This is a genomic window from Sphingomonas sp. R1, assembly GCF_025960285.1.
Taxonomy (GTDB): domain Bacteria; phylum Pseudomonadota; class Alphaproteobacteria; order Sphingomonadales; family Sphingomonadaceae; genus Sphingomonas.
Genome location: NZ_CP110112.1, coordinates 127,648 through 149,425, shown reverse-complemented (window position 1 = coordinate 149,425; position 21,778 = coordinate 127,648). Strand labels below are relative to the sequence as shown.

16 protein-coding genes are annotated in these 21,778 nt (G+C 68.7%); 3 read left to right on the top strand and 13 right to left on the bottom strand.

Going from position 1 to position 21,778, the window contains the following annotated elements:
• The first annotated feature begins 115 nt into the window (after positions 1-115).
• Entirely contained in the window at positions 116-1,135 is a 1,020-nt protein-coding gene (locus OIM94_RS19020; RefSeq protein ID WP_264609981.1) for a LacI family DNA-binding transcriptional regulator, read from the top strand.
• A 10-nt stretch (positions 1,136-1,145) separates the two neighbouring features.
• Here the strand turns inward: OIM94_RS19020 and OIM94_RS19015 are convergent, their stop codons facing one another.
• The 5 genes from OIM94_RS19015 to OIM94_RS18995 form a co-directional block, all read right to left on the bottom strand.
• Positions 1,146-2,285, bottom strand: a complete 1,140-nt coding sequence (locus OIM94_RS19015; protein ID WP_264609980.1) for a glycoside hydrolase family 68 protein — start codon at positions 2,283-2,285, stop codon at positions 1,146-1,148.
• Between the two features lie 26 nt (positions 2,286-2,311).
• The gene (locus OIM94_RS19010; RefSeq protein ID WP_264609979.1) at positions 2,312-4,420 is read right to left on the bottom strand and encodes an alpha-galactosidase; all 2,109 of its coding nucleotides are present in this window, start codon (positions 4,418-4,420) and stop codon (positions 2,312-2,314) included.
• Positions 4,417-5,736, bottom strand: coding sequence for an MFS transporter (locus OIM94_RS19005; RefSeq protein WP_264609978.1), 1,320 nt, complete (start codon positions 5,734-5,736; stop codon positions 4,417-4,419). Before OIM94_RS19005 ends, OIM94_RS19010 begins: the two co-directional genes overlap by 4 nt.
• Before the next feature lie 114 nt (positions 5,737-5,850).
• The gene (locus tag OIM94_RS19000) at positions 5,851-7,296 is read right to left on the bottom strand and encodes a hypothetical protein (RefSeq protein WP_264609977.1); all 1,446 of its coding nucleotides are present in this window, start codon (positions 7,294-7,296) and stop codon (positions 5,851-5,853) included.
• Positions 7,293-8,027: an ABC transporter ATP-binding protein gene (locus OIM94_RS18995; RefSeq protein WP_264609976.1), complete on the bottom strand. Its 735-nt coding sequence runs from the start codon at positions 8,025-8,027 to the stop codon at positions 7,293-7,295. Before OIM94_RS18995 ends, OIM94_RS19000 begins: the two co-directional genes overlap by 4 nt.
• Positions 8,028-8,142: 115 nt before the next feature.
• Between OIM94_RS18995 and OIM94_RS18990 the strand changes: the two genes are divergently transcribed.
• On the top strand, positions 8,143-8,346 hold the full coding sequence (locus tag OIM94_RS18990; protein WP_264609975.1) for a hypothetical protein: 204 nt from the start codon (positions 8,143-8,145) through the stop codon (positions 8,344-8,346).
• 121 nt (positions 8,347-8,467) lie between these two features.
• On the top strand, positions 8,468-12,199 hold the full coding sequence (locus OIM94_RS18985; RefSeq protein ID WP_264609974.1) for a LamG domain-containing protein: 3,732 nt from the start codon (positions 8,468-8,470) through the stop codon (positions 12,197-12,199).
• Here the strand turns inward: OIM94_RS18985 and OIM94_RS18980 are convergent.
• The 8 genes from OIM94_RS18980 to OIM94_RS18945 form a co-directional block, all read right to left on the bottom strand.
• Positions 12,196-12,852 (bottom strand): TorF family putative porin, encoded by a 657-nt coding sequence (locus OIM94_RS18980; protein ID WP_264609973.1) that lies wholly within the window; start codon positions 12,850-12,852, stop codon positions 12,196-12,198. The two genes, OIM94_RS18985 and OIM94_RS18980, sit on opposite strands and share 4 nt — an antisense overlap.
• 43 nt (positions 12,853-12,895) lie before the next feature.
• Positions 12,896-14,071: a S8 family peptidase gene (locus tag OIM94_RS18975; RefSeq protein WP_264609972.1), complete on the bottom strand. Its 1,176-nt coding sequence runs from the start codon at positions 14,069-14,071 to the stop codon at positions 12,896-12,898.
• The gene (locus OIM94_RS18970; protein WP_264609971.1) at positions 14,068-14,688 is read right to left on the bottom strand and encodes a zf-HC2 domain-containing protein; all 621 of its coding nucleotides are present in this window, start codon (positions 14,686-14,688) and stop codon (positions 14,068-14,070) included. The genes OIM94_RS18975 and OIM94_RS18970 overlap by 4 nt, the downstream gene beginning before the upstream one ends.
• Positions 14,689-14,690: 2 nt before the next feature.
• The gene (locus OIM94_RS18965; protein ID WP_264609970.1) at positions 14,691-15,278 is read right to left on the bottom strand and encodes an RNA polymerase sigma factor; all 588 of its coding nucleotides are present in this window, start codon (positions 15,276-15,278) and stop codon (positions 14,691-14,693) included.
• 113 nt (positions 15,279-15,391) lie between these two features.
• Positions 15,392-16,048 carry a PEP-CTERM sorting domain-containing protein gene (locus tag OIM94_RS18960; RefSeq protein ID WP_264609969.1) on the bottom strand — a complete coding sequence of 219 codons (657 nt, stop codon included), beginning with the start codon at positions 16,046-16,048 and terminating at the stop codon, positions 15,392-15,394.
• Between the two features lie 176 nt (positions 16,049-16,224).
• Entirely contained in the window at positions 16,225-17,715 is a 1,491-nt protein-coding gene (locus tag OIM94_RS18955; RefSeq protein ID WP_264609968.1) for a tryptophan halogenase family protein, read from the bottom strand.
• Between the two features lie 35 nt (positions 17,716-17,750).
• On the bottom strand, positions 17,751-18,458 hold the full coding sequence (locus OIM94_RS18950) for a SapC family protein (protein ID WP_264609967.1): 708 nt from the start codon (positions 18,456-18,458) through the stop codon (positions 17,751-17,753).
• Between the two features lie 66 nt (positions 18,459-18,524).
• Positions 18,525-21,665, bottom strand: coding sequence for a TonB-dependent receptor (locus tag OIM94_RS18945; protein WP_264610152.1), 3,141 nt, complete (start codon positions 21,663-21,665; stop codon positions 18,525-18,527).
• Between the last annotated feature and the right edge of the window lie 113 nt (positions 21,666-21,778).

Below are 21,778 nucleotides of genomic sequence, written 5' to 3'. Positions count from 1 at the left end.
GGGGCGCCTTCACCGTCTGGCATACGCCGCACAACAATCGTTTGCAACAGGATTTCGCAATCGATTGCAGATGACGATGCTTGTTCTTTGCGCGTGCAGGTCGCACTAGAGAGGCGTGACTACCCAGCCCCCTGCCCGACCCGTTCGCACGCTGGCCGACCTGGCACGGCTCGCCGGCGTTTCGGCCGGCACCGTGTCGCGCGCGCTGGCGGACAAAACGCTGGTCAACCCCGAGACGCGCCGCCGCATTCAGGAACTTGCCGCCGAGCACGGTTTCCGTCCCAATCAGATGGCGAGTCGGCTGCGGACCCAGAAGACCGGCGTGGTCGGCGTGGTCGTGCCGCTCGGTCATGAGCGCCGCCAGCATCTGTCCGATCCCTTCTTCATGACGCTGCTCGGCCATCTCGCCGATGCGCTGACGGAGAATGGCTATGATCTCATGCTCTCGCGCGTCATCCCCGACGCGGCGGACTGGCTCGAGCGGATCGTCGACTCGGGCATGCTCGACGGCGTGCTGCTGATCGGACAGTCGGATCAGATGGCGGCGATCGAGCGCGTCGCCCGCCGCTATCGCCCGCTCGTGGCCTGGGGCAGCGTGCTGCCTGGGCAGGTCCACTGCGCGGTCGGAACGGAGAATGTCGATGGCGGCCGGCTGGCGGGCGAACACCTCATCGCGCGCGGCGTACGGCGGATCGCGTTTCTGGGAGAGTTGCGCGCGCCCGAGATACGGGCACGCTTCGCCGGCGTCTGCGCCGCGGCGGAAGCGGCGGGCCTGCCTGCGCCGCTCCAGCTTGACGCGCATCTCGCCTCGGACATGATGGAGCAGGAGATCGCCGCGCACATGGCCCGGCATCTCGATCGGATCGACGGCATCGCCGCAGGGTCCGACGTGCTGGCGATGACGACGCTGCGCGTTCTCGCCGATCAGGGGATGCAGGTACCGGGCGACGTTCCCGTGGTGGGGTTCGACGACCTGCCGCTCGCGCTGCAGACCGTGCCGCGGCTCACCACCGTCAAGCAGGACATCGCGTCGGGTGCGCGCGCCATGGTCGACGCGCTGTTCGCCCGCATCGCCGGCGACGACGCGCCCTCGGTGGTGATGCCGCCCCAGCTGGTGGTGCGCGATTCCGCCTGATCGGGTGCGGTCAGGCGGCGATCGTCACCCGGTCGCCTGCGAAGCGCAGCGTGAAGAACGGCGCCGGCACGCCGCCGAAATGGCGCCGTCGCCCCGCCGCGTCCTCTGGCATCCCCGCCCCGGCCAGCTCGGCATAGTCGACGAAGCTGAGCACCGCGCCCTCGCCCGTCACCCACCAGCAATAGGCCTGGCCGGGCTCCTCCGGCGGGTTCGCTGCGACAAGCCCGGTGCCGTTGACCGGCCGCCAAGGGCCGTGAAGCGTATCCGCCACCATCGCATAGAGGCCGGTGGGTGCCGCGATGCCATCGGCGAAGCGACGCGCCTGGGTGCTCCAGAACAGATAATAGCTGCCATGCTGCACGACGATGTGCGGCCGCTCCAGCTCGCTGTTCACCCCGATGGCGTCGAGCAGCGGCGCATCCAGGCGCCAGCCCGCGCCATCGCGGCGGGCAACCCCGATCACGCCGCTCACCCGGTCTTCCGTCCAGGCGGCGTTGGCGGTGAAGAGGATAACTTCGCTACCGTCCACGGGATCGCGAAAATAGCCGGGATCGCGAAAGCCCTTGATGCCGTGCGGGGGCGCGACGGCCTCGTCGGCGACGGCATAGCAGGCGCCGTCCGCAACGACGATCTCGCGAGGGGCGGTCCAGCCTTCCAGCCGCGGCACGTCGCCGTCGAGCAGGAACCGGCCCTGGGTGACGAACAGGCGCTGTTCGAAGGTGGTCGGCTGGCCGCGTCGGCCGGCAGCGGTGAAATAATGGACCAGCGTCTCGCCGTCATCGGCCAGCACGGTCGATCCCGACCATTCGCGCGAGCCGGGAGAAAAGCCATCGGGGAAGGCGGGGCCATGCGCGCGCCAGCCGTCCGCGCCATGACTGGTCAGCCAGATGCGGGCGAGGTCGTGACGGGCTTCCGGATCCGCGCCGCGCGGCGCGGCGAGAAAGAACCACCAGCTGCGATCGCCGCGGCGGACGGTGGCACCGGCGGCATCGGCGATCTGCCACATGTCCCACACGTCCATGCCGGGGATCAGCGGTGTGCGGTCAGGCGTGAGGACCGGCAATGCGGCGCCTGCCTGGGTGCCGATGCCGGCCACGGCCTCGCGGGTCCAGGTAGCGTGCGCGCGCGGAGCGGGAGCGGTAAGGGTCACGAAGGTCCTCTTGGTTGCGTCGGCCGTCAGGCGGCCCGGATGTCGAACAGGAACAGGGTTTCCGCCTTGGCCGGCGGCAGCGGCAGGCCGGCCTGGGCCAGCCAGTCGCGGTTGAAGACCACGCCCTCGCCGCGCATCGCGGCGAACAGCGGTGCGTCCGGCGGGGGATGCCCTGCAGTCTGCGCCGTGTCGATGAGCCGTACGCGCACCCGGCCCGCCCCGGCGAGCGGCGGCAGCGGGAGCGGCTGGGGCCGGCGCTGCATCACCGGGTCGGCCCGGGTCACGCTCAGCAGGGCATCGTCCAGCGATCCATGCAGCTGCCAGACCAGCCCGTCGGCGCCCTCGCCCAGCCAAACATCACCCTGATGAAGTCGGTCGCGCAGCGCCTTGTACCGGGCGATCCAGTGCGCGAGCGTCTTTGCCTCGCATCCATGCAAGGCGGCCGGGTCGAGCTCCACGCCGAAATGCCCGGGCAGCGCCACCGCCGCGCGGAAGGCCATGTCCTGCCGACGGCCCGTGGAGTGCGCGGGGCTTGCGCCGACATGCGCGCCCATCACCTCGGGCGGCAGGAAGTGGAGGAAGCCGCGCTGCATCCGCACGCGCGACACCGCGTCGATGCAGTCGCTGGTCCAGAAACGATGGGTATGCCGGGCGATTCCCGCATCGATCCGGCCGCCGCCGCCCGCGCAGGCCTCGATTTCCACGGCAGGGTGTGCGGCACGGAGACGCGCGAACAGTGCATAGGCGCCGCGTACCTGCGCATCATGGCCGGCGCGTCCGTCCGCGCCACCGGCCGGAGCGAGGTCGCGGTTGTGGTCCCATTTCAGATAGGCGATCGGCAGCGTGCGGAGCAGCCGGTCCAGCACCGCGAAGAGATGATCGCGCACCGCCGGCCGGCCAAGATCGAGCACCAGCTGGTTGCGCGCGGTACGGCGCGGCAGCCCGTCCACCGCCAGCACCCAGTCGGGATGCGCGCGGTACAGGTCGCTGTCCGGGTTGATCATTTCCGGCTCGACCCACAGGCCGAACTCCATGCCCAGCGCCACCACATGCTGCGCCAGCGGCCCCAGGCCCTGTGGATATTTGCGTGCATCGGGCGTCCAGTCGCCCAGCGCGCGGGTGTCGTCGTCGCGGCGGTGGAACCAGCCGTCGTCGAGCACGAACCGTTCGACGCCGAGCGCCGCCGCACGTTCGGCCAGTGCGGTCAGCGCGGCTTCGTCGTGATCGAAGTAGAAGCCTTCCCAGCTGTTGAGATGCACCGGGCGGGCGCGCATCGTGCCGTGCCAGGGCAGCCGGGCGCGCACGGCGCGGTGAAAGCCCTGGATCGCACCGTTGATGCCATGGGTCGAAGCAGTCGCGAGCATCGCCGGCGCGCGATATTGTTCACCAGGCCCAAGCACGATCTCACCGGGCGCGAGGGCCGCACCCATCTGCAGCGTCCAGCAGCCTTCGTCGTCCCGATCGACGCGCACCACGTGATTGCCCGACCAGGCGAACTGCGCCGCCAGCACGCAGCCGCCATGCCAGTCGGCGGCCGAGCGGGTGACGAACAGGCCCGGAGGCCCGGCATGACCGGTGAGGCCGCGGCGATTCTCGCGCAGCCAGGCATGCGCGGGCATCGCCTCGCGCTCGGGCACGAATTCGGCATTGTGGCGTCCGGTGAAGCTCAGGATCTCGGCACAGTCGGCCGGGAGCGGCAGCGTCGCGGCCGCGAGCCAGTCGATGGCGAGCGGCGTGTCGCCGCGGTTGGTCACCGCCGCCTCGGCCTCGATTGCCCCGCCGACAAGCGCAAACCGCTGCTCCAGCGCGATCCCCGCGACCGCATCGATCAGGAGGATCCGGATCGCCTCCTCGCCCTGCTCGATGGCCTCGACCTCGAAGCGCTGGGCGAAGTGCCGCCCCTCGCGGTGGGCGCGCAGGGCGGGGGCGCCGAACCAGCCGCCGCCATATTCCGGCGCGATCGTCAGCGGCAGGTCCTCGTCGAGCGAGAAGGACGCGGGCGCCCGGCACCAGGCGAGCGGCGGCAGCGTACCGGGGTCGATCCGCGGGCCCCACCAGCGCCATGCGGGCGGCAACGGGTCGCGGCGTTCGAGGACCAGACTGGTCTCGGCGCCGTGGAGGGCAAGCAGCGTCATGCCGCCACGCCCCGCTCCCGGGCGGTGAACACGGCAGCGGCGGCGCAGAACATCAGCACGCCGCACAGGGTGAGCACATGGCGCGGGTCATTGCCCATCAGGGGTCCGTAATAGAAGGGCAAGGTGACCGCGATCAGCAGCATCGGGATCACGATCATCATGTTGAAGATGCCCATATAGACGCCGGTGCGCTCGGGCGGGATCGAACCGGCCAGGATCACGTAGGGATTGCCCATGATGCTCGCCCAGCCCAGGCCCACGCCGATGGCCGGCACGAACAACATCGCCTTGTCCGTCACATGCGGCAGCCACAGCATGCCGATGCCGGCCAGGACCAGGCACAGCGCATGCAGGCTCGCCGCACCGATCCGCCGCGCGATCGGGACCATCGCGAAGGCGGCGACGAACGCGACGGCGTTGTAGAAGGCGGCGATCTCGCCATTGGTCAGCACCGCCGCGCGGAAGCCGTCCGAGGCCGGATCGGACGTGCCGTATACCGACCGGCCGATCGTGTAGATCACATAGCTCCAATAGGCCGCCATCGCATACCATTGGAACAGGCTCATCAGGGCCAGCTTGCGCATCGCGAGCGGCATCTCGCGGATCGCGTTCCAGATCTCCCGCAATGTGGCACGAGCCGATTTGGGCTGCGCTTGGATATGGGCGCGCTCCGCCTCGGTCAGCGGCAGTTCGGGTACGCGCAGTACCGACCAGAGGATCGTCCCCAGCGAGAGCGCGGCGCCCACCATGAAGGCAACGCGTGCCGTATAGGGAATGTGGTGCGCATCCACCCAGTCCCGGTTCATCCCCGCCCAGACCAGCAGCGACGGGGTGAGGAAGGCGAGCATCTGCGCGAGCCCGGTGAACGCACTCTGGGTGAGGAAGCCCAGTCCGTGCTGGCTGCCGTCGAGCCTGTCGGACACATAGGCGCGGTACGGCTCCATCGTGATGTTGTTGCCCGCATCCAGCAGCCACATCAGCGACACCGCCATCAGGATCGAACTGCTGAGCGGCATGAAGAACAGCCCGAGCGCGCAGAGCACCGCACCGATCAGGAAATAGGGCGTGCGGCGGCCCCAGCGGCTGTCGGTCCGGTCGCTCATCGCGCCGATGATCGGCTGGACGAGCAGCCCGGTCATTGGCCCGGCCAGCTGGAGCAGCGGCAGCGATGCCTCGGACGCGCCGAGATAGGAATAGATCGGGGCCATGTTGCCCTGCTGCAGGCCGAAGCTGAATTGTAGCCCCAGGAATCCCAGGTTCATCTCCAGGATGCGCCACAGGGGCAAATGCGGCTTGCCGCGCGCTGGGGTCGTCATGGGGCCTCTCCGCCGGGCAGATTCTGCTCTGTCCCTTCTCTTATGCGGCCGAACGGGAGGGAGGGCAACAATCGATTGCAACAATTTCTGCGGCAGCGCCGCGCACGCGCTGTCTCAGAGGAGATAGACGAGCACGCCGGCGACCAGACCCAGGATCGAAGCGATGAGGAATTCGAACAGGTTGCGGACGATCCCGCCGCCTTTCTGGCGGCGCTGGAAGGTCGAACGGGGCGCCGGCCGAGCATGCGCGATCTCGAGATAGCCGACCGCACCGCCACAGCCGGCGGTGAAGGCCAGCGTGACCAGCGCGCCGGGGATCGTGTGGAAGGCGATCGCGATGGGCAGCAGCACCCCCAGCGGCGCGGCCAGCGCCATGGCGGCGAGCAGCTTGGCGACGTCGAGATCATCCTTGCTGACCGGCGCGACCTTCAACAGGTCGGGCGCATCCTCGGCCGAGGCGGCCAGCCAGGCGAGGCTGGAGACCAGCTGCCCTGCCACCACCACGCTTGCAAAGGCGAGCGTGGGTGCCATCGGCAACGAACGCCCATCGCGAAACGCGACCAGCAAAATCGGCGCGAGATAGATGATCCGCAGCAGCAACTGGAAGATCAGCGCGGGATCGCGCAGCAGCAGCCGCCATTCCTTGGCGAAGATCGTCGCGAACAGACCGCGGTGGAACTGCCGGGCGATCCCGCCCTTGGCCGCGCGCTTCGCGGACGGGCGCGCGCCACCGGCACGGTAGCCCTGCAGGAAGAGATGGCGCATTCCCCAGCTCGTCGCCGCGAACAGCAGCACGGCGCCGCCGAACAGCAGTGCCACAGCCAGCGGTTCGCCGAACGCCGCGCGGCCCGGCAGGCTGCTGACCGTCCCGCTGCCATAGCCGTTGGTCCGCAACGTATCGAACAGCAGCACGAAGCCGGATTGCCGGCTCTCGTCGTGCCGGTTGAAGATCTGCGTCACCAGGAAGACGCTGGCGCCTGCCAGCGCCGCCAGGATCTGGCCCACCGTCCTGGCCGCGCGCGGACCGCCGATGCGGGCGAGCACCAGCGTGACGCCAAGCCCCAGGCAGGCCGCGGTGAGCGCCAGCGCGACCAGCAGCGCCACCGACCCGAGCAGCTCGGGATGGCCGAGCACCGCGATCGGCAGCAGGATCGGCAGCAGGAAGATCGAGAAGGTGAGCGTCACTCCGCCGGCGATGCCGAGCAACTTGGCCGACATCACGGTGCGCGGGTCCAGCGGCGCGGAGAACAGCAGGTCCAGATCGCCGGCCTCATACAGGGTCCGCTGGCTGGCGAGCAGCGACTGGGTGGTCATGAAGGTGAAGACGAGCAGGCTGGCGACCAGCACCGAAAGCCAGGCCACCGGCCCGGCATGCAACGGCTTGCCGGCAAGCAACATCCCGAAGAACACGCCGAGTCCGGTATAGCCGAGCAGGAACAACGCCCCCACCACCTGTCCCACCCGGCTGCGCCCGGCATTACGGAGCGCCGCGCGCAGTTCGTGCAGGGTCAGCCAGCTGAGGCTGCCCGGCGGCAGGCGCCGCATCGCCCAGCCGATCACGGGCGGCTCGTGAGGCGGATGAAGGTGTCTTCCAGCGTCATGTCCTCGGCGCCGGCCAGCGTGCGCAGTTCCTCCAGTGTTCCCTCGGCCAGCAGCTTGCCGCCGGCAATGATGCCGATCCGGTCGGCCAGACGCTCGGCAACCTCCAGGATGTGGGTGGTCACGATGACCGTCTTGCCCGCATCGACCGCAGCGCGCAGCGCATCCTTCACCGATCGCGCCATCGCGGCGTCGAGGCCGGTGAGCGGTTCGTCCAGGATCAGCAATTGCGGATCGTGGATCAACGCCCCGGCCAGCGCCACTTTCTGTTGCATGCCCCTGGAAAAGCCCTCGCAGCGGGTGTCGCGCACCTCCCACAGCTCCAGCCAGCGCAGCAGCCGCTCGGCCTCGGCGGCCGCCTGGTCGGGCCCGATCCGCCAGAGGCCGGCGACGAAGCCGAGATATTCGGCGGGGGTCAGCTTGTCGTAGAGCATCGGCTCGTCGGGCAGCCAGGCGGTGATCGCCTTGGCCTCCAGCGGGCGCCGGCGCGCATCGATGCCGAAGATCTCGATGTCGCCTGTGTCGGGCTCGGTGAGGCCCACCGCCATGCGCAGGGTCGTTGTTTTGCCCGCGCCGTTGGGACCCAGCAGCGCGTAGAGCTGCCCCGCGCCAACGATAAGATCGAGTCCGGTGATGACGGGCTTGCCGAAGGACTTTTGCAGGCCGGAGATGCGAAGCGCAGGAATAGACATTGCCGCTGATCCTAGCGGCCGCGCGCTTCGTCGCAAGCGCTCCGTGATGGACCTTTTTCGGGGTTCGTTCGTCCCCAACTTCCTTCATACTGCCGGGAGGGGAAGGATGTCGTTCATGACCAGCACGATCGCACCGGAAGTGATCGCCTGCATCGCCGAGGGGCGCCCACCGACGCCGGGCGAACTGGAGCGTGTGGCCGAGCGCGTTCGCGCCGACCTTGGCGGCGAACGCTCCGCTTTCTCGTGGGGCGATGCAGGCGCGGCCGACCAGTTCAGCCGTCGCGTTGCGGAGATCGCGTTGCTCGGCAGCCGCCGCTAACAGCGGCGCGTCGCGCCCCATTGGCTTTGCCTTCCCGAATTGCTACCGGTGTCAGCGACGGGCACGATCGCGGCAGTGAATCGCAAGCGGCCCTGTAGAACAACGGGTTGGGAGGGATTGCATGCGACGCTGGGGCATTTCGATCTGGGCGCTCGCCATCGCCAGCCCCGCCCTCGCCCAGACCGCACCGCCCGAGGATCGCCTCCTCTTCCACCTCTCGGCTGACAAGAGCCTCACTGCGGATGTCGCCAAGGGCGACCCGGTTCCCAATTTCCGCTCGGCCGTCACCATCACGCCGGACGGCGCCATGGGTGGCGCCGCGCGCTGGGCGGATGAAGGCTATGTCGCCTGGAACGCCCCCGGCAACCTCCGCGCCGAGCGTGGTACCCTGGCCTTCTTCTGGCGCGCACGCACGCCGCTCGGCGAAGCGCCATTCGTGCTCTTCCGCGCGGGTTTCGCCGATCATTCGAGCTGGGACATGGCGTTCCTGCGGATCGACTGGAACGGCCACGGCTTCGACGCCTTCGTCACCGACGCCAACCTTTCGCGCATCCGCGTCTCCTTTCGGCTGGACCGGGTGCCGGGGCCGGACGAGTGGCAGCACCTCGCCTTTGCGTGGGACGAGACGGCAGGCGTGCGGCTGTTCCTGAACGGTCGCGAAGTTGCGCGGCGCAACCAGGTCGCCGATCTTGATGCGGGGCTCGACCAGTTCGGCATGGCGGGCCGCGTGATCAGCCCGCATCAGGTGCAGAGCCGGTACAATTTCATGCGGGGCAGCGACCTCGACGAGATCCGCGTGTACGACCGGATGCTGGGGGCAGCCGATGTCGCGGCGCTGGCGACGCGCGGCCTGCCGGGCGCCCCGCCGCCCCGCGATGCTGCCGCCGAGCGCAGCGCCTGGCTTCACCGCTATGGCTGGGATACGGCCTCGCCCCCGGTCCTCGTCGACGCGGTCACCCGCGTGCGCAAGGTCGAGTTCGCCGATGCGCGCGACCAGAAGCAGTGGATGTGGAAGGGCGTGGACGGCATCGCCGAGACGACATGGCCCGGCGTCTACAACCGCTCCCGCCTGCCTGGCCGCGACGATTATTTCGAGCTTCCCGACTGGAACACCTATGTCGAAGGCGGCAAGGCCTATACGCTGACCGTCCCTCCCGGCGAGACGTTCAACCGGGTCGAGTTGCGCGGCGCCGCCTATGGCGAGCTCGCCTGGTCGGCCGACGGCGCGCGCTTCGCCAAGGTGGCGGAACGGGCCAAGGGCGTCGTCCGCTCGGTCGATACACTGGCCGAGCACAAGGGCGGGGTGCTGCGCTTCACCAATGTGATGCAGGAGCAGCCGATCCAGGAGCTCTGGGCCTATCAGGTCGACGGCGCGCCGGAACCCGCCGGCAGCTTCAAGCTCAGCTACCGGCTGAACGCCAAGGCCGCCGCCAATCTTGCGGCGCTCGACACGCTGAACCGGTACATCGCCGGCCGCTTCGCTCCCGAAGAGCGCAGCACGCTGCTCGCCATGCCCAAATCGGGTGTGCGCGCGGCGGTTGGCGCCGGCTCGGCCGGCGATAGCGGCGCGGCGGTGCGGCTCGCCTCGTCGAAGCCCATCGTGCATGTCCTGATCCCGTCCAACCTCAACCAGGCGCCGCCCGACCAGCCGCTCGCCCGCGCGTTCAACTATGGCTGGCGCAACCTGCATGACGGGCTGGACGGCATCGCGATCGATCTGCCGGCGCTCAAGGTGAAAGCGAACGCCGAGGGTCTGATCCCGCTCAACATCCGCGTTCACGACCCGATCTGGCCGCAGCGGGACCTGATCGACCTCTCGGTCTCGGTCCGCCCCGGTGCGGCCCGCACCTTGTGGCTCGATCTTCGCGATCGGATCCTCAGCGACGACAGCCTGTTCCTGACGATCGCCTCCGCCGCGCCCGATTTCAACGCCGAGGCGCTGGACGGCGCCGAGATCCGCCTCGTGTTCAAGCCCCGCGCCGACGCGCTGAAGGAGCACGTTGCCGATCGCTTCAACCAGGTGAAGGACAATTGGGGCTTCCTCGTGGAGGAGCATACCTCGTCCGAACGTGCCGCGCTCTATCGTCGGGTACGCACCGATGCGAGCGACCTGCTCCGCGTCGATCCCGAGCATAAGGAGATGCGGGCCTATTGGGCGGACATCGACTATCGACCCGAGAACATGCCCGCGCAGCCCCTCCCGCCCCTTCCGGCGGGCGTTCCGGCGTGGGCGGCGCGGCAGTTGCAGGACCTGGCGCTCACCCGCCGCTTCGTCGAATGGTGGATCGACAACCGCCAGGTGCCCTATGGCGATTTCGGCGGCGGGATCAGCGACGATTCCGATCTGATGGCGCAGTGGCCCGGCCTCGCGCTGATGGGCGTGATCCCCGACAAGGTGAACGCCTCGCTCCGCGCGCTCGACGACGCCGCCTATCGCAACGGCATGATCGTGGACGGGCTGGGGTACATCACCACCGACGAGCTTCATGCCTATGAGGAGGGGCTCAACGCCGATGCCGCGCGGCTCTACCTGAACTGGGGCGAGCCCCGGACGGTCGAGCGGCTGTTCGCCACGACAAGGGCGCTGAGCAAGGTGATCCTGCCCAACCCGGCCGGACATCTCCACTTTGCCAGCAACTGGTACGGCGCGCGGAAGATGTACCGGGAGGGCGCGTTCGAGTGGCAGAAGCCCTATAGCTACACGGTGATGCACGCGCCGATCCTGCTCGGCGTGTTCAACGCGAGCCCTGCCGCGCGTGGCCTGGTGACGGGCCTCGCGGATGGCTGGCTGGCGCACGGCAAGCAGGACGGCGAGGGCCGCTGGAGCTTCCCCAACGAGATCAACTGGCGCACCGACGCGACCCGCGCGGGCGATGGCGGCGGGGTCAGCACGCCGCTCCAGACCAGCTGGAGCGCGTACCGCTTCACCGGCGACGCGAAGTATCTCCGGCCGCTGCAGGCCCGGCCCGGCGCGATCGGCGAGATCAACGAAAACGGTGCGCTCCTGCCCGAAACCAGGGCGATGGTCGCAGCAAAGGGCGACGGAGACGCCGCGCGCATCGCCGCCTGGGCGCGAAGCGGCGACCCTGCCGGGCTGGTGCCGCTGCACGAGGCCGCGATCCAGGAAAAGGCCGCACGGCTCACCATGATGACCGAGGGTCATTGGTGGACCGACCGGGTGGAGAGCGAGAACCAGTGGCTCCAGCGCGAGCGGCTGGGCGGCATCGCGCTCCGCCGCAACCAGACCTATCCCGGCAATGCGGTGAGCTGGCGGTTCGCCCGGGACGGTGCCGCCGAGCAGGTTGCACTGCTGGTGCCCGGCGCGACGGCTGCCGGGTTCACCGTCGAGGCATTCAACACGAGCGGCGCACCGCAGGACGCGACGATGACGACCTGGAACATCACCGCCGGGCGGTGGACGATGCGCGGTCCCGACGGCGCGGTGAAGACGCTCGATCTGGGCAGATCCACCGATATCGCGATCCGTTTCCCCACCGGTGCCGGCCGCTGGGTGTTCACGCTGGAAAAGGCAGGCGACCCGGTGGAACTGCGCCCCGATCTGGGCATCGGGCGCGACGATGTGGTCGTCCGCGGGCGCAGCGTCCTCGTCACCGTTCATAGCCTCGGCCACGCCGCGACGCCGGGCGGGACGGTGATCGTCTCGGGTGCGTCCGGCGAACTGGGGCGCGCGACTCTGCCGCCGTTGCAGGCGCCGGCCGACCTGCTGCCGCGCACCGTACAGGTGAAGGTGCGGCTTGCGGGTACCGCGGCGCCCACGGGGGTCCGCGTCGCCCTTCCGGGCGATGCGCCCGAGGTAACGCTTCATAACAACCGCGTGCGGCTCGATCCCTAGAAGCCGATCGAGGCCGAGACGGTGACGGCCTGCCGGCTGCGCGGCCGCTGGTCATAATAGTCCCGGCCCGGGCCCCCACCGCTCCACGCGAGCCGGGCATCGACCCTGCCGATCTGGCGGGCGATGCCCAGGCTATAGTCGAACTGGGAGGCGCGCATCCCGGCCCAGGGGCGCTGGCGCAGCACGGTCATCAGCCCGGCATGACCGAGCAGTCGCCAGCCCGGCAGCGGGCGCACGACCCCGTCGAGCGTGCCGTACAGGGTATGGACGCCGCGCTGGAGATAATCGGGCGAATAGAGCAGGCGACCGGAAAGGCATCGCCCGCTGGCGCCGAGATACAGCTCGGTATAGCCAGAACCGCTCGCGCCCGAACCGGCCCCGCGAAACTCGCGCCGCGTCAGCCCCAGGTCCAGCACCAGCCCGGTCGTCAGCCGCCGGGCATAGCCGGCATCGACGCCGACCGAGACCAGGTCGGGCCCGCTGCGCAGCGTCGCCACCGTCGCCGATCCGTCGACATAGATGCCCGAGCGATCGTCATAGCCGAGCGACAGCGTGGCGGCGGGCCTTCCGGCGCTGAGGCTGCGGCCGCGCCAGCGCTCGTCGCTGGTGACCGCGACCTCGCCGTTCCACTGCGCCTGCGCGCGCTCGGCCAACCCGGCGGCGATGAGCGCGACAGCGATCGCGGCGGCGCGGATGCTAGGGGCCTCCCCCTTCGCCCGGACATGTCCCCTTCCCCACCACAGTTGCACAGGCGTCGATCTCCCCGCCGCCCGGCCGGATCGATACCGGCATGGCGTGTCTGCCCGGCCGGGCATCGCGCTCGCGGCGCAGCGCCAGCAAGCCGCTGACTTCGGCGGCAGCGTAGGACGAACCGTTCGCCAGATACCAGCGCCCGCCCGGCTGGGTGGTGGGAATATCGCGGCCGGGCGCGACATAGGCGGCACCCGCCGGCGCGTCGGCCACCGCAACGACGCCGGCCATCGAGGCGGGGAAGCCGCCGCCTGCCAGCTTCGGATCGACAGCGGCGACCACCGTGGCGCCACGATCGATTCCGAGCCGCAGCAATGTCTCCAGCAATCGGCTCGGCGGGCCGCTGAGACTGAGATTGATCACGTCCGCGCGTTGCTCGACGGCGAAGCTGACCGCGCGGGCGAGGCTGAGGCTGTCGCAGGTAGTGGAACCGGCTTCCTGCCGGCAGGCGCGCAGCGCCAGCAGCGTCGCGGCGGGCGCGATGCCGACGATCCCGATGCCGTTGTTCGCCCGCGCGGCGATGACCCCGGCGATGCCGGTGCCGTGGCTCTCTGCGGGGGCGGTCCCCGTGCCGACAAAGTCGCGCGCGACGTCCACCTGCCCGGCGAGATCGGGATGCGCGGCATCCACCTTGCTGTCGATCACCGCCACCCGCGCGCCGCGCCCGGTGGCCATTCGATGAAGCGCCGAGAGGTGCCAAGCCCGGGTGGTCGGCTGCGCCGGATACAGCGGATCATTGGGCCGTGCCTGCCCCTGTGTGCGGAAGGTGGCGATCGGCTCGGACCATTCGACTGCGGAGTCGCGCGACACCTCCGCCGCGACCGCTTCGGCGGTGCGGCCCGGCGGCACCGCCATGATGAAGCAATCGATCCCGATCATCGGCATCGGCCAGTTGCCGGTCAGCCGCAGCCCGTTCCGCTTGGCCACTGCAGCCGCGATGCGCCGCCGGCCTGCCGCCGATCCATCCTCGCCATAGCCGCCGCCATAGCCGCTGCCGGCGCGGAAATGCGGCGGCGCGAGGCGCAGCATCACCAGGATTTGCCCACCGTCCGCCGCTTCTGCCGACGCTGGCGTGGCAAGCATCGTCACGAGCAGGAGCAGCAGGGCGATCAGGGTCTTCACGGTGCGGCGTCGACCGGCTCGGCCATCACCACGGCCGGATCCGCGCGCAGCCGGGCTAGTGCCGCGTCCCGCCGGTCGGGCGCAATGGCGAGAAGATAGGCGCCCGCCGCGGTCGGTCCGTCGACCAGGCGGGCATTGGAGGCAGCGATCGCACGCCGCAGCGATTCCGCGTGCGTTTCGGGCGCGAACATCACAAGCATGTTGCCGGTCGGACGGGCCGCGCTCGAACCCAGTGCGTGATAGGCATCGCCCCGCGGCGCACTTGGCTGGCGATAGTGGAGGACCACGCCGACGCCGAGCAGCAGCAACGCCGCCTGCGCGCCGAGTATCCAGCCCGCGCGCACCGCAAAGCGGCGGGGCAGGCGCTGTGGTGGCGCCGGCGCGCCCAAATCCGCCGCAAGCCGTTCCCAGCCACCGGGCGCGGCGGCGGGCAGATCGGCGATGGCGGCATGCAGGCGACGCTCCGCCGCCAGCTCGGCACGGCAGTCCTCGCAGTGCGGCAGGTGCGTCTCGACGAGCAGCCGGTCGCCCGGCGCGATGGCGCCGGTGACATACCATGGCAGCAGGTGCTGCGTCGCTTCGTGCGGGTCGCCGCGCAAATGGTGAAGGTCGCCCATCGTCACATCCAGTCCGCCAGGTCGCCGGCCAACGCCCGGCGCAGATGGCGCCGCGCGTGGAACATGCGGGTCTTCACCGTGTCCACCGGGCACCCCAGTATCTCGGCGATCTCGCGATAGCCGATCTCGTGAAAATAGGTGAGGTCCACCACCGCGCGATGCTCCGCCGACAGTGCCGACATCGCGCGACGCAGCGCATGATGAGTTCGGTCCTGCGACAGCGCGGCATCGGGTCGATCCTCGCCGGGAAAATCGGCGATCGTCCTATCGTCGACGGGCAGCTCGTCGCGGCTTCTGGCGCGCACCGCCTTGCGATAGGCGATGGCGAACAGCCAGGTCGACAGCCGGCTCGCGCCGGTGAAGTCGCCTGCCTTCTGCCACAGCACCATCAGCGTGTCGTTGACCACCTCTTCCACCAGCGGCGGACGGCGCACCAGCGTGCTGACGAAGCGCGCGAGGCGAGGCTGGTAGCGCCGATAGAGCTGCTCGAACGCGCGCAGATCCCGCGCGCGGACGGCGACGACGAGGCCCATCTCCTCATCATCGGCAGACATCGGCACCCGCCGGCCCTGCTGGTCGATCTGCGTCACGCGCGTCCCTTCGTTGGCACCTTAGTGGCGCGCAGCGGCCGGGAGGTTCAACGGACGCGAAAAAATGTGCCGGCCGAGCTGCACCTGCACCCCGGCCGACACCTCGCGCAGGGTCAGCCCACTGCCAGCGCGGGGCGGGCGCGGCGGCGGCGATAGCGCAGCGTGCCCCCGGCGAGCCCGGCCCCCACCATCAGCATGCCCCAGGTCGCGGGCTCCGGCACGGCGGCGCTGGCCGAAAGCGTTGCGTTCTCGGGTGCGAAATCGCTGATCGCCGCATTGCCCGCACCCGCGCGCGGCCACAGGTTGAAGCCATACTGGCCGGGCTTGAACCCGGTGCTCGGCAGGAGCGACAGCGGCACCTTCACGGTGAGGATGTTGCCGGCGATCGCCACCCAGCTGGGATCGAGTGCCGTGCCGCCGACCGAGCCGGTGCCGTTCTTCTGCACCACGATCGCCTGATCGAAGATCACGTTGCCCTGGCCAAGGCTCGCAAAGGGCCGGATCGCACCGGCGCCCGTGTTCACGCCGTACACGTAGAACCCGGCCGTGCCCGGCGTGATCGCACCGGCGAAGGTGGTGCCGAGGGTGAACAGCTTGGCGGTCGCGTCATAGCTGACCGAGAAGCTGGTGACATCCAGGTCGGCGAGCTGCGGGCCGGTATAGCCGGAGAGGAAATCGCCGGTGGCATCGGAGACGCTCTGCGTCTGTGCCAGCGCAGGTGCGGCACAGGCGAGGCTGACGAGCGCCGCGGCGCTCAGAAGGGTACGCATGCTTTGGTTCTCCCGTATTGGCCCGGCCCGGTGCAGGGGCGCACCGGGCCGGGCACGCACGGCAGGCATGTGCCCGGAAACAGGGGGATAGCCCGCGCAACGACCTGCCGCACCCCATCAGTGGCGGGGGTGCGGCGGAAGGTTCAAAGCACGGTAGGAAATTTTTGCCGGGCGGATCAGGCGGCCGCCGGCACCTTGGCGGCGGCATAACGCGCGATGAACGCGGCGTGGTTCGGCAGCGTCGCCAGCTGGGCGGCGATGCCCGCGCGCAGGTCTGCCAGGGCCCGTTCGAGATCGTCGCTAGGGATCTGCGCGGGCATCGGGTGATGCGCGCGCGGGCGCACGCCCTGCCCCAGCATCACGGCGTTCCAGCTGTCGACCCGGAAAAGGTCCGTTCCCTCCTGATAGGCCGCCGCCCCTTCCTCGAACAGCGCGATGCGCGCGGCGAGGCTGTCCGGCACCGCGCGCGCGGCGTGATCGCGCCAGAAGGGCTCGGGCCGATCGTTGAGCTTGTAGTGGAGGATGATGAAGTCGCGGATATGCTCGGATTCCGCCCGCGACTGGGCGTTGAACCGCCTCGCGAAGGTCGCCATGTCCACGCGGTTTGGGAAATTCTGCAGCAGACGCGTCACCGCGATCATCACCAGATGGATGCTGGTGGATTCGAGCGGTTCGATGAACCCGCTGGCCAGCCCCAACGCAAGGCAGTTGCGGTTCCATGCCTGCTTGCGCATGCCGGTGGTGAAGCGGATCAGGCGAGGGTCGAACAGCGCCCGCCCTGGCACTGCCGCCAGAAGCTGTGCGCGCGCGTCGTCATCCGACAGATAGTCGCTGGCAAAGACGAACCCGTTGCCCATCCGATGCTGCAATGGAATCCGCCAGCGCCAGCCCGCACCATGTGCGATCGCGCGGGTATAGGGCACCGGCGCCTCGGTGGTCTCGGACTGGACGGCAAAGGCGCGATTGGTGGGCAGCCAATGGCTCCAGTCCTCGAAGCCGGTCTTGAGCGTGTCCTCGATCAGCAGCGCGCGAAAGCCCGTGCAGTCGATGAACAGATCGCCCTCGATGCGCAGCCCGCCTTCCAGCACCAGAGCAGCGATGTCGCCGGTCTCGGCCTGCGCGACTTCGGTGATGCGCCCCTCGACGCGGCGCACGCCCGCCGGTTCGGCGAGCCCGCGCAGGAAAGCGGCATAGGCCGTCGCGTCGAGGTGATAGGCATAGGCCAGCGGCATCGGATCGCCGGTGGCGAACTTCTGCGACAGCGCCGCCTGCGTCTCCAGCGAATAGTCGCCCAGTGCGCCGCCCAGCCCCCGCGCATGGGCCTCCAGCCAGAAATGCTGGAAGTCGCACAGGGGCAGCGCGCGCCCGATCGATCCGAAGGGATGGAAGTAGCGGTCGCCGTCGCGCTGCCAGTTCTCGAAAGAGATGCCCAGCTTGAAGGTGGCGTTGGTCTCGCGGAGGAAGACCTGCTCGTTGATGCCGAGCAGCCTGTGGAAGGTCCAGGCGGTGGGGATGGTCGATTCGCCCACGCCCACCGTGCCGATCGCATCGGATTCGACAAGCGTGATGTCGACGCTCGCCCCGAGGTGCCGCACCAGCGCGGCTGCCGCCACCCAGCCGGCCGTGCCGCCGCCGGCGATCACCACCCTAAACTTCTGCTCGCCCATCGCGTCCTCCCCCAGGAATTCTCGTTGTTGTGGCGTCAGCCCTCGCGGCGTTCCTTGCGCGCGATCAGTCGCGGCAGATTGCCCAGCGAGGACAGTTGCCATACCGCGCAGCGCAGGAAGTCCTGCGCGTGCAGCGCGGCCAGCGCGTCGCCGCCGAGGGCGGCGAAGCGGCTGCCGTCGATCACCCAGCAATCGGGCACCTTGTAGCGCCGGCCGGAGGTCAGTTCGATATCGAACGTCACCGGCTCCAGCAGCCCGGCGGCCTCGAACGCAGCGAACATCGGCGCCGACAGCTGGTCGCCGACATAGACGGCCTGCAGCGTGGCCGCGACGCGATCGAGATAGGGCGCGTTGCCGCCCTGCTCGAGGAACAGCGGCGCACCCTCCGTGGTCGAGACGCGGGGATGGTCGGTGTCGATATGGATCATTGGCTCGCCAGCCTCGCCAGGGCGCGGCAGGCCGATCGAAAAGGGGCCGATCTCCATCAGCGCGGGCAGCTGATCGACGGTCCAGCGATCGCCCTCGAGATAGAGATTCTCGTCGGCATCAAGGCCCAGCAGCACGGTGGAGCGCAGGGTGCCGGCATCGTCGCGGCGGAAGATCAGTACATAGTCGCGGCTGAGTGCCTCGAACTCCGTCGGGAAGACGGTCATCTGGTTGACCGCATCGCCGAACGTGGCGCCACGGTCGAGCCGGATCCGAAGATCGGCATGGTCGATATTGTTGAGCACGGCGCGGGACATGTTCGGGACCTTAAACGAGAAAGGCCGCCCGAGGCGAGCGGCCTTTCCCCATGAGACAGGCGGGCTTCAGAAGCGGAAGCGCGCACCGACCAGATAGCGGGCCGAGCCTTCGGACTCGTACCAGGTGTTGATGTAATCGCGGCTGTAGCTGCGAACGCCTTCCTCGAGGATGTTGATGCCCTCGAAGCTGAGCGCGATGTTCTTGGTCAGGTCATAGTTGATGCTGACATCGACCTGGCCATAGGGATCGTTGAACACCGGGTTGTGCGCCGCGCCGCGGTTGACGTCGCTCAGGAACTTGCCGCGCCAGTTGTACGAAAGGCGCGCCGAGATGCCGTGCTTGTCATAGATCAGCGTTGCGTTTGCAGTGTCGCTCAGGCCGACCAGCGCGAACTGGTTGGCCGTCGGATCGGCGGTGATGTCGAAGCCGATATTGCCGCGCACCAGCGTGTAGCTCGCGGCGATACCGAAGCCGGTATTGCCGAGGAAATACTGGCCGGCGAGCTCGACGCCATAGATCTCGGCATCCTTGTTGTTGATCGGCGTGTTCACCGCGAAGTTCAGCAGCGGGTCGGCCGAGGTCGGCTTCACGTCGATCGCGGCGAGCGTGTTGCTGATATAGGTCGAGCCGAACGTCCGCGTCGCGGGCACATAATTGGCCTGCAGCTCGGACGTCGCCTGGGCGACGTTGCCGTTATACTTCTGCAGGATCGCCGCGCTGGTGAACAGGTTGACGTTGCTGATGTCGCCGCCGAGCCCGGTCACGATGTTGCGCGCAGCGGTCGCCAGCGGACCCGCGGTCGGGTCGCGCAGGCCGAACAGGTTGCGCTGGACGACCGTGTTGCCGATGAAGTTGTGCACCCGCTTGTCGAAGAAACCGACCGACAGATACACGTCGCGGCGCGGATACCATTCGAGCGAGATGTCGAAGTTATCCGAATCCAGCGGCTTCAGCGCGGGATTGTTCTGGTTGCCGGTCGCAACGCCGCCCAGCGAGGTGGGGTTGTTGAGCGCACCCGCACCCGTGGAGGCGAACAGGTTGCCGTACGGCGCACGCGAGATCGTCTTGCTGTACGAGACACGGCCGATCAGGTTCTTGGCGGCTTCGATCTGGAAGTCGATCTGCGGCAGCAGGTTGTCGTAGCTGCCGCGGCCGCTCACCGCCTGCTGGTCCGCCGAATTGAGCACCGAGAAGTCGTTGTCCGCTTCCCACACGATCGCCAGCGGTACCGTCTGGTACGAGACCGACTTCACCTTGGTGTGCTCGTAGCGCACGCCGGCGACGAGGGTGGCGTTGCGGCCGCCCAGTTCGCCCTTCCAGGTGAGCTGGCCATAGGCGGCCCAGATGTCTTCCTTCACCCGGTTGTCGCTGTTGGCATCGATGATGTTCTGGTGATTGATGCCGTCGTTGGTGATGCCGACATAGTGGTTGTACAGCGCATTGTAGAGCTTGGTCGGATCCTCGGCGCGCCAGGCGACCTTGCCCACCGTGTCCGCGGTCGCGTTGTTGTGATGGAACTGGCAGACCAGGCAGTATTGCTGGACCGTGCCCGGCGCGAAGGCCGCGACGTCCGGCGGCAGCGCGTTGTTCCAGTCACCCAGCACCTGGCGGGTGTTGTACTGGGTCTGGCGCGTGTCGGTGCTGCGCCAGTCGCCGCCGAAGTCGAACCGGCTGCCGCCGCCCAGATCCCAGCCCGCGTCGATGCGACCTTCCTTGATCTTCTGCGTCTGCGTCGAGGCGAACTGGCGCTGCACCGCGGCCGACAGGTCGCCCGCGTCGAACACGCCGTTGCAGTTGCCGTTGGTGAAGGCGACGCCCTTCGGCGTGGTCTGCTTGTAGCAGTCGTTGATCGTCAGCGTCTGGGTCGGGAAGCCGTCATTGTCCCAGGTCAGGCCGTGCGAGGTCACGATGTTGCCGTTGAAGGCGACCGTGGTCGAGGTCTGGCCGTTGGGATTGTCGGGCAGGCTCTCCGCCTTGCCGAAATGGCCGTCGATGTTGACGGTGAAGTTGTCGGCCAGCTCCCACTTCAGGTTGCCGCCAATATCCCACAAACGATTCTTCTGTGCACGATAGGCGTTTTCGAAGCCTTCGTCCTTCACGCCCGGCAGCGTCTCGTGGAGATACTTGGTCGTGGCGATGCCGTTGCTCGAATCGTCGAAGGTGACTTCGTCGAACGGCTTGGAGAACCAGTTGGACTGGGACGAGCGGCGCTCGGACGACCGCAGCTGCGCGAACAGGCCGTCGACCGTGAAGGTCATGCTGTCCGAGGGGCGATACTGGAGAACGGCCTGGCCGTTGATGCGCTCGCGGCTCGCCTCCGAGAAGTGGTGACGATAGTCATCAGGTACCGCGACCAGCGTGTTGGGATCGGTCGGCTTGTTGTTGATCTTGGTCGTCGCGGTGATGTAGCCCTTCGACGGATCGAGGAAATCCGACAGGCGGGGCATGTTCCAGTAGTTGTTGGCCTGGCTCGGGAAGCTGAAATTGCGCTTCTGGTAGCTGCCGAACACGCTCACGCCGAACTTCTGGTCCGCGTCGCTCCAGCTGGCGATGCCCGAGAATTCCGGCGTTACGTGCGCGCCGCAGCTGATGCAGTCGTCGGCCGAGGTGTCGTAGCTCGCTTTGGCACCGACCGAGCCGGTAAAGCCCGCGGCGCGATCGAGCGGGCGCGTCCCGACGATGTTGATCGTGGCGCCGATGCCGCCCGAGGGAACCGCGGCGCGGCCGGTCTTGTAGACCTCCAGCGTCTTCACGCCTTCCGAGGCAAGGTTGGCGAAGTCGAACGAACGGCCGAAGCCGCCGGCGCCGTCACCGCCCTGGTCACCGCCGACTGCGACGATGTTCGAGGCCGCGAGCTGGCGTCCGTTGAGGGTCACCATGTTGTACTGGGCGCCGAAGCCGCGAACCGTGACGGTCGAGCCCTCGCCGTTGACGCGATCGATCGACACGCCGGTGATGCGCTGGAGCGATTCCGCGAGGTTGGTGTTGGCAAACTTGCCGATGTCCTCGGCCGAGATCGCATCGACGATACCGGTCGAATCGCGCTTGAGCGCGATCGAGCGCTCGAGCGACGCGCGGATGCCGGTGACGACGATCTCGCCGCCGTCCTGCGGCGCGTCCTGCGCGGCCGGCGAATCGGTGGCGCCGCTGGCGGTTTGTGCCGCGGCAATGCCCGGCACGGCGAGCGCCGTGGCGACGGCAAGCATGGAAGCCGCGCGAAGGCGCGCAGCGTTAGTCATACGCATTGGGTTTCTCCCCTCCTGAACCGGCCCTCAGGCCCGATTTGTCCGCTGAATACCGGCAGATGCCGGCGACAACG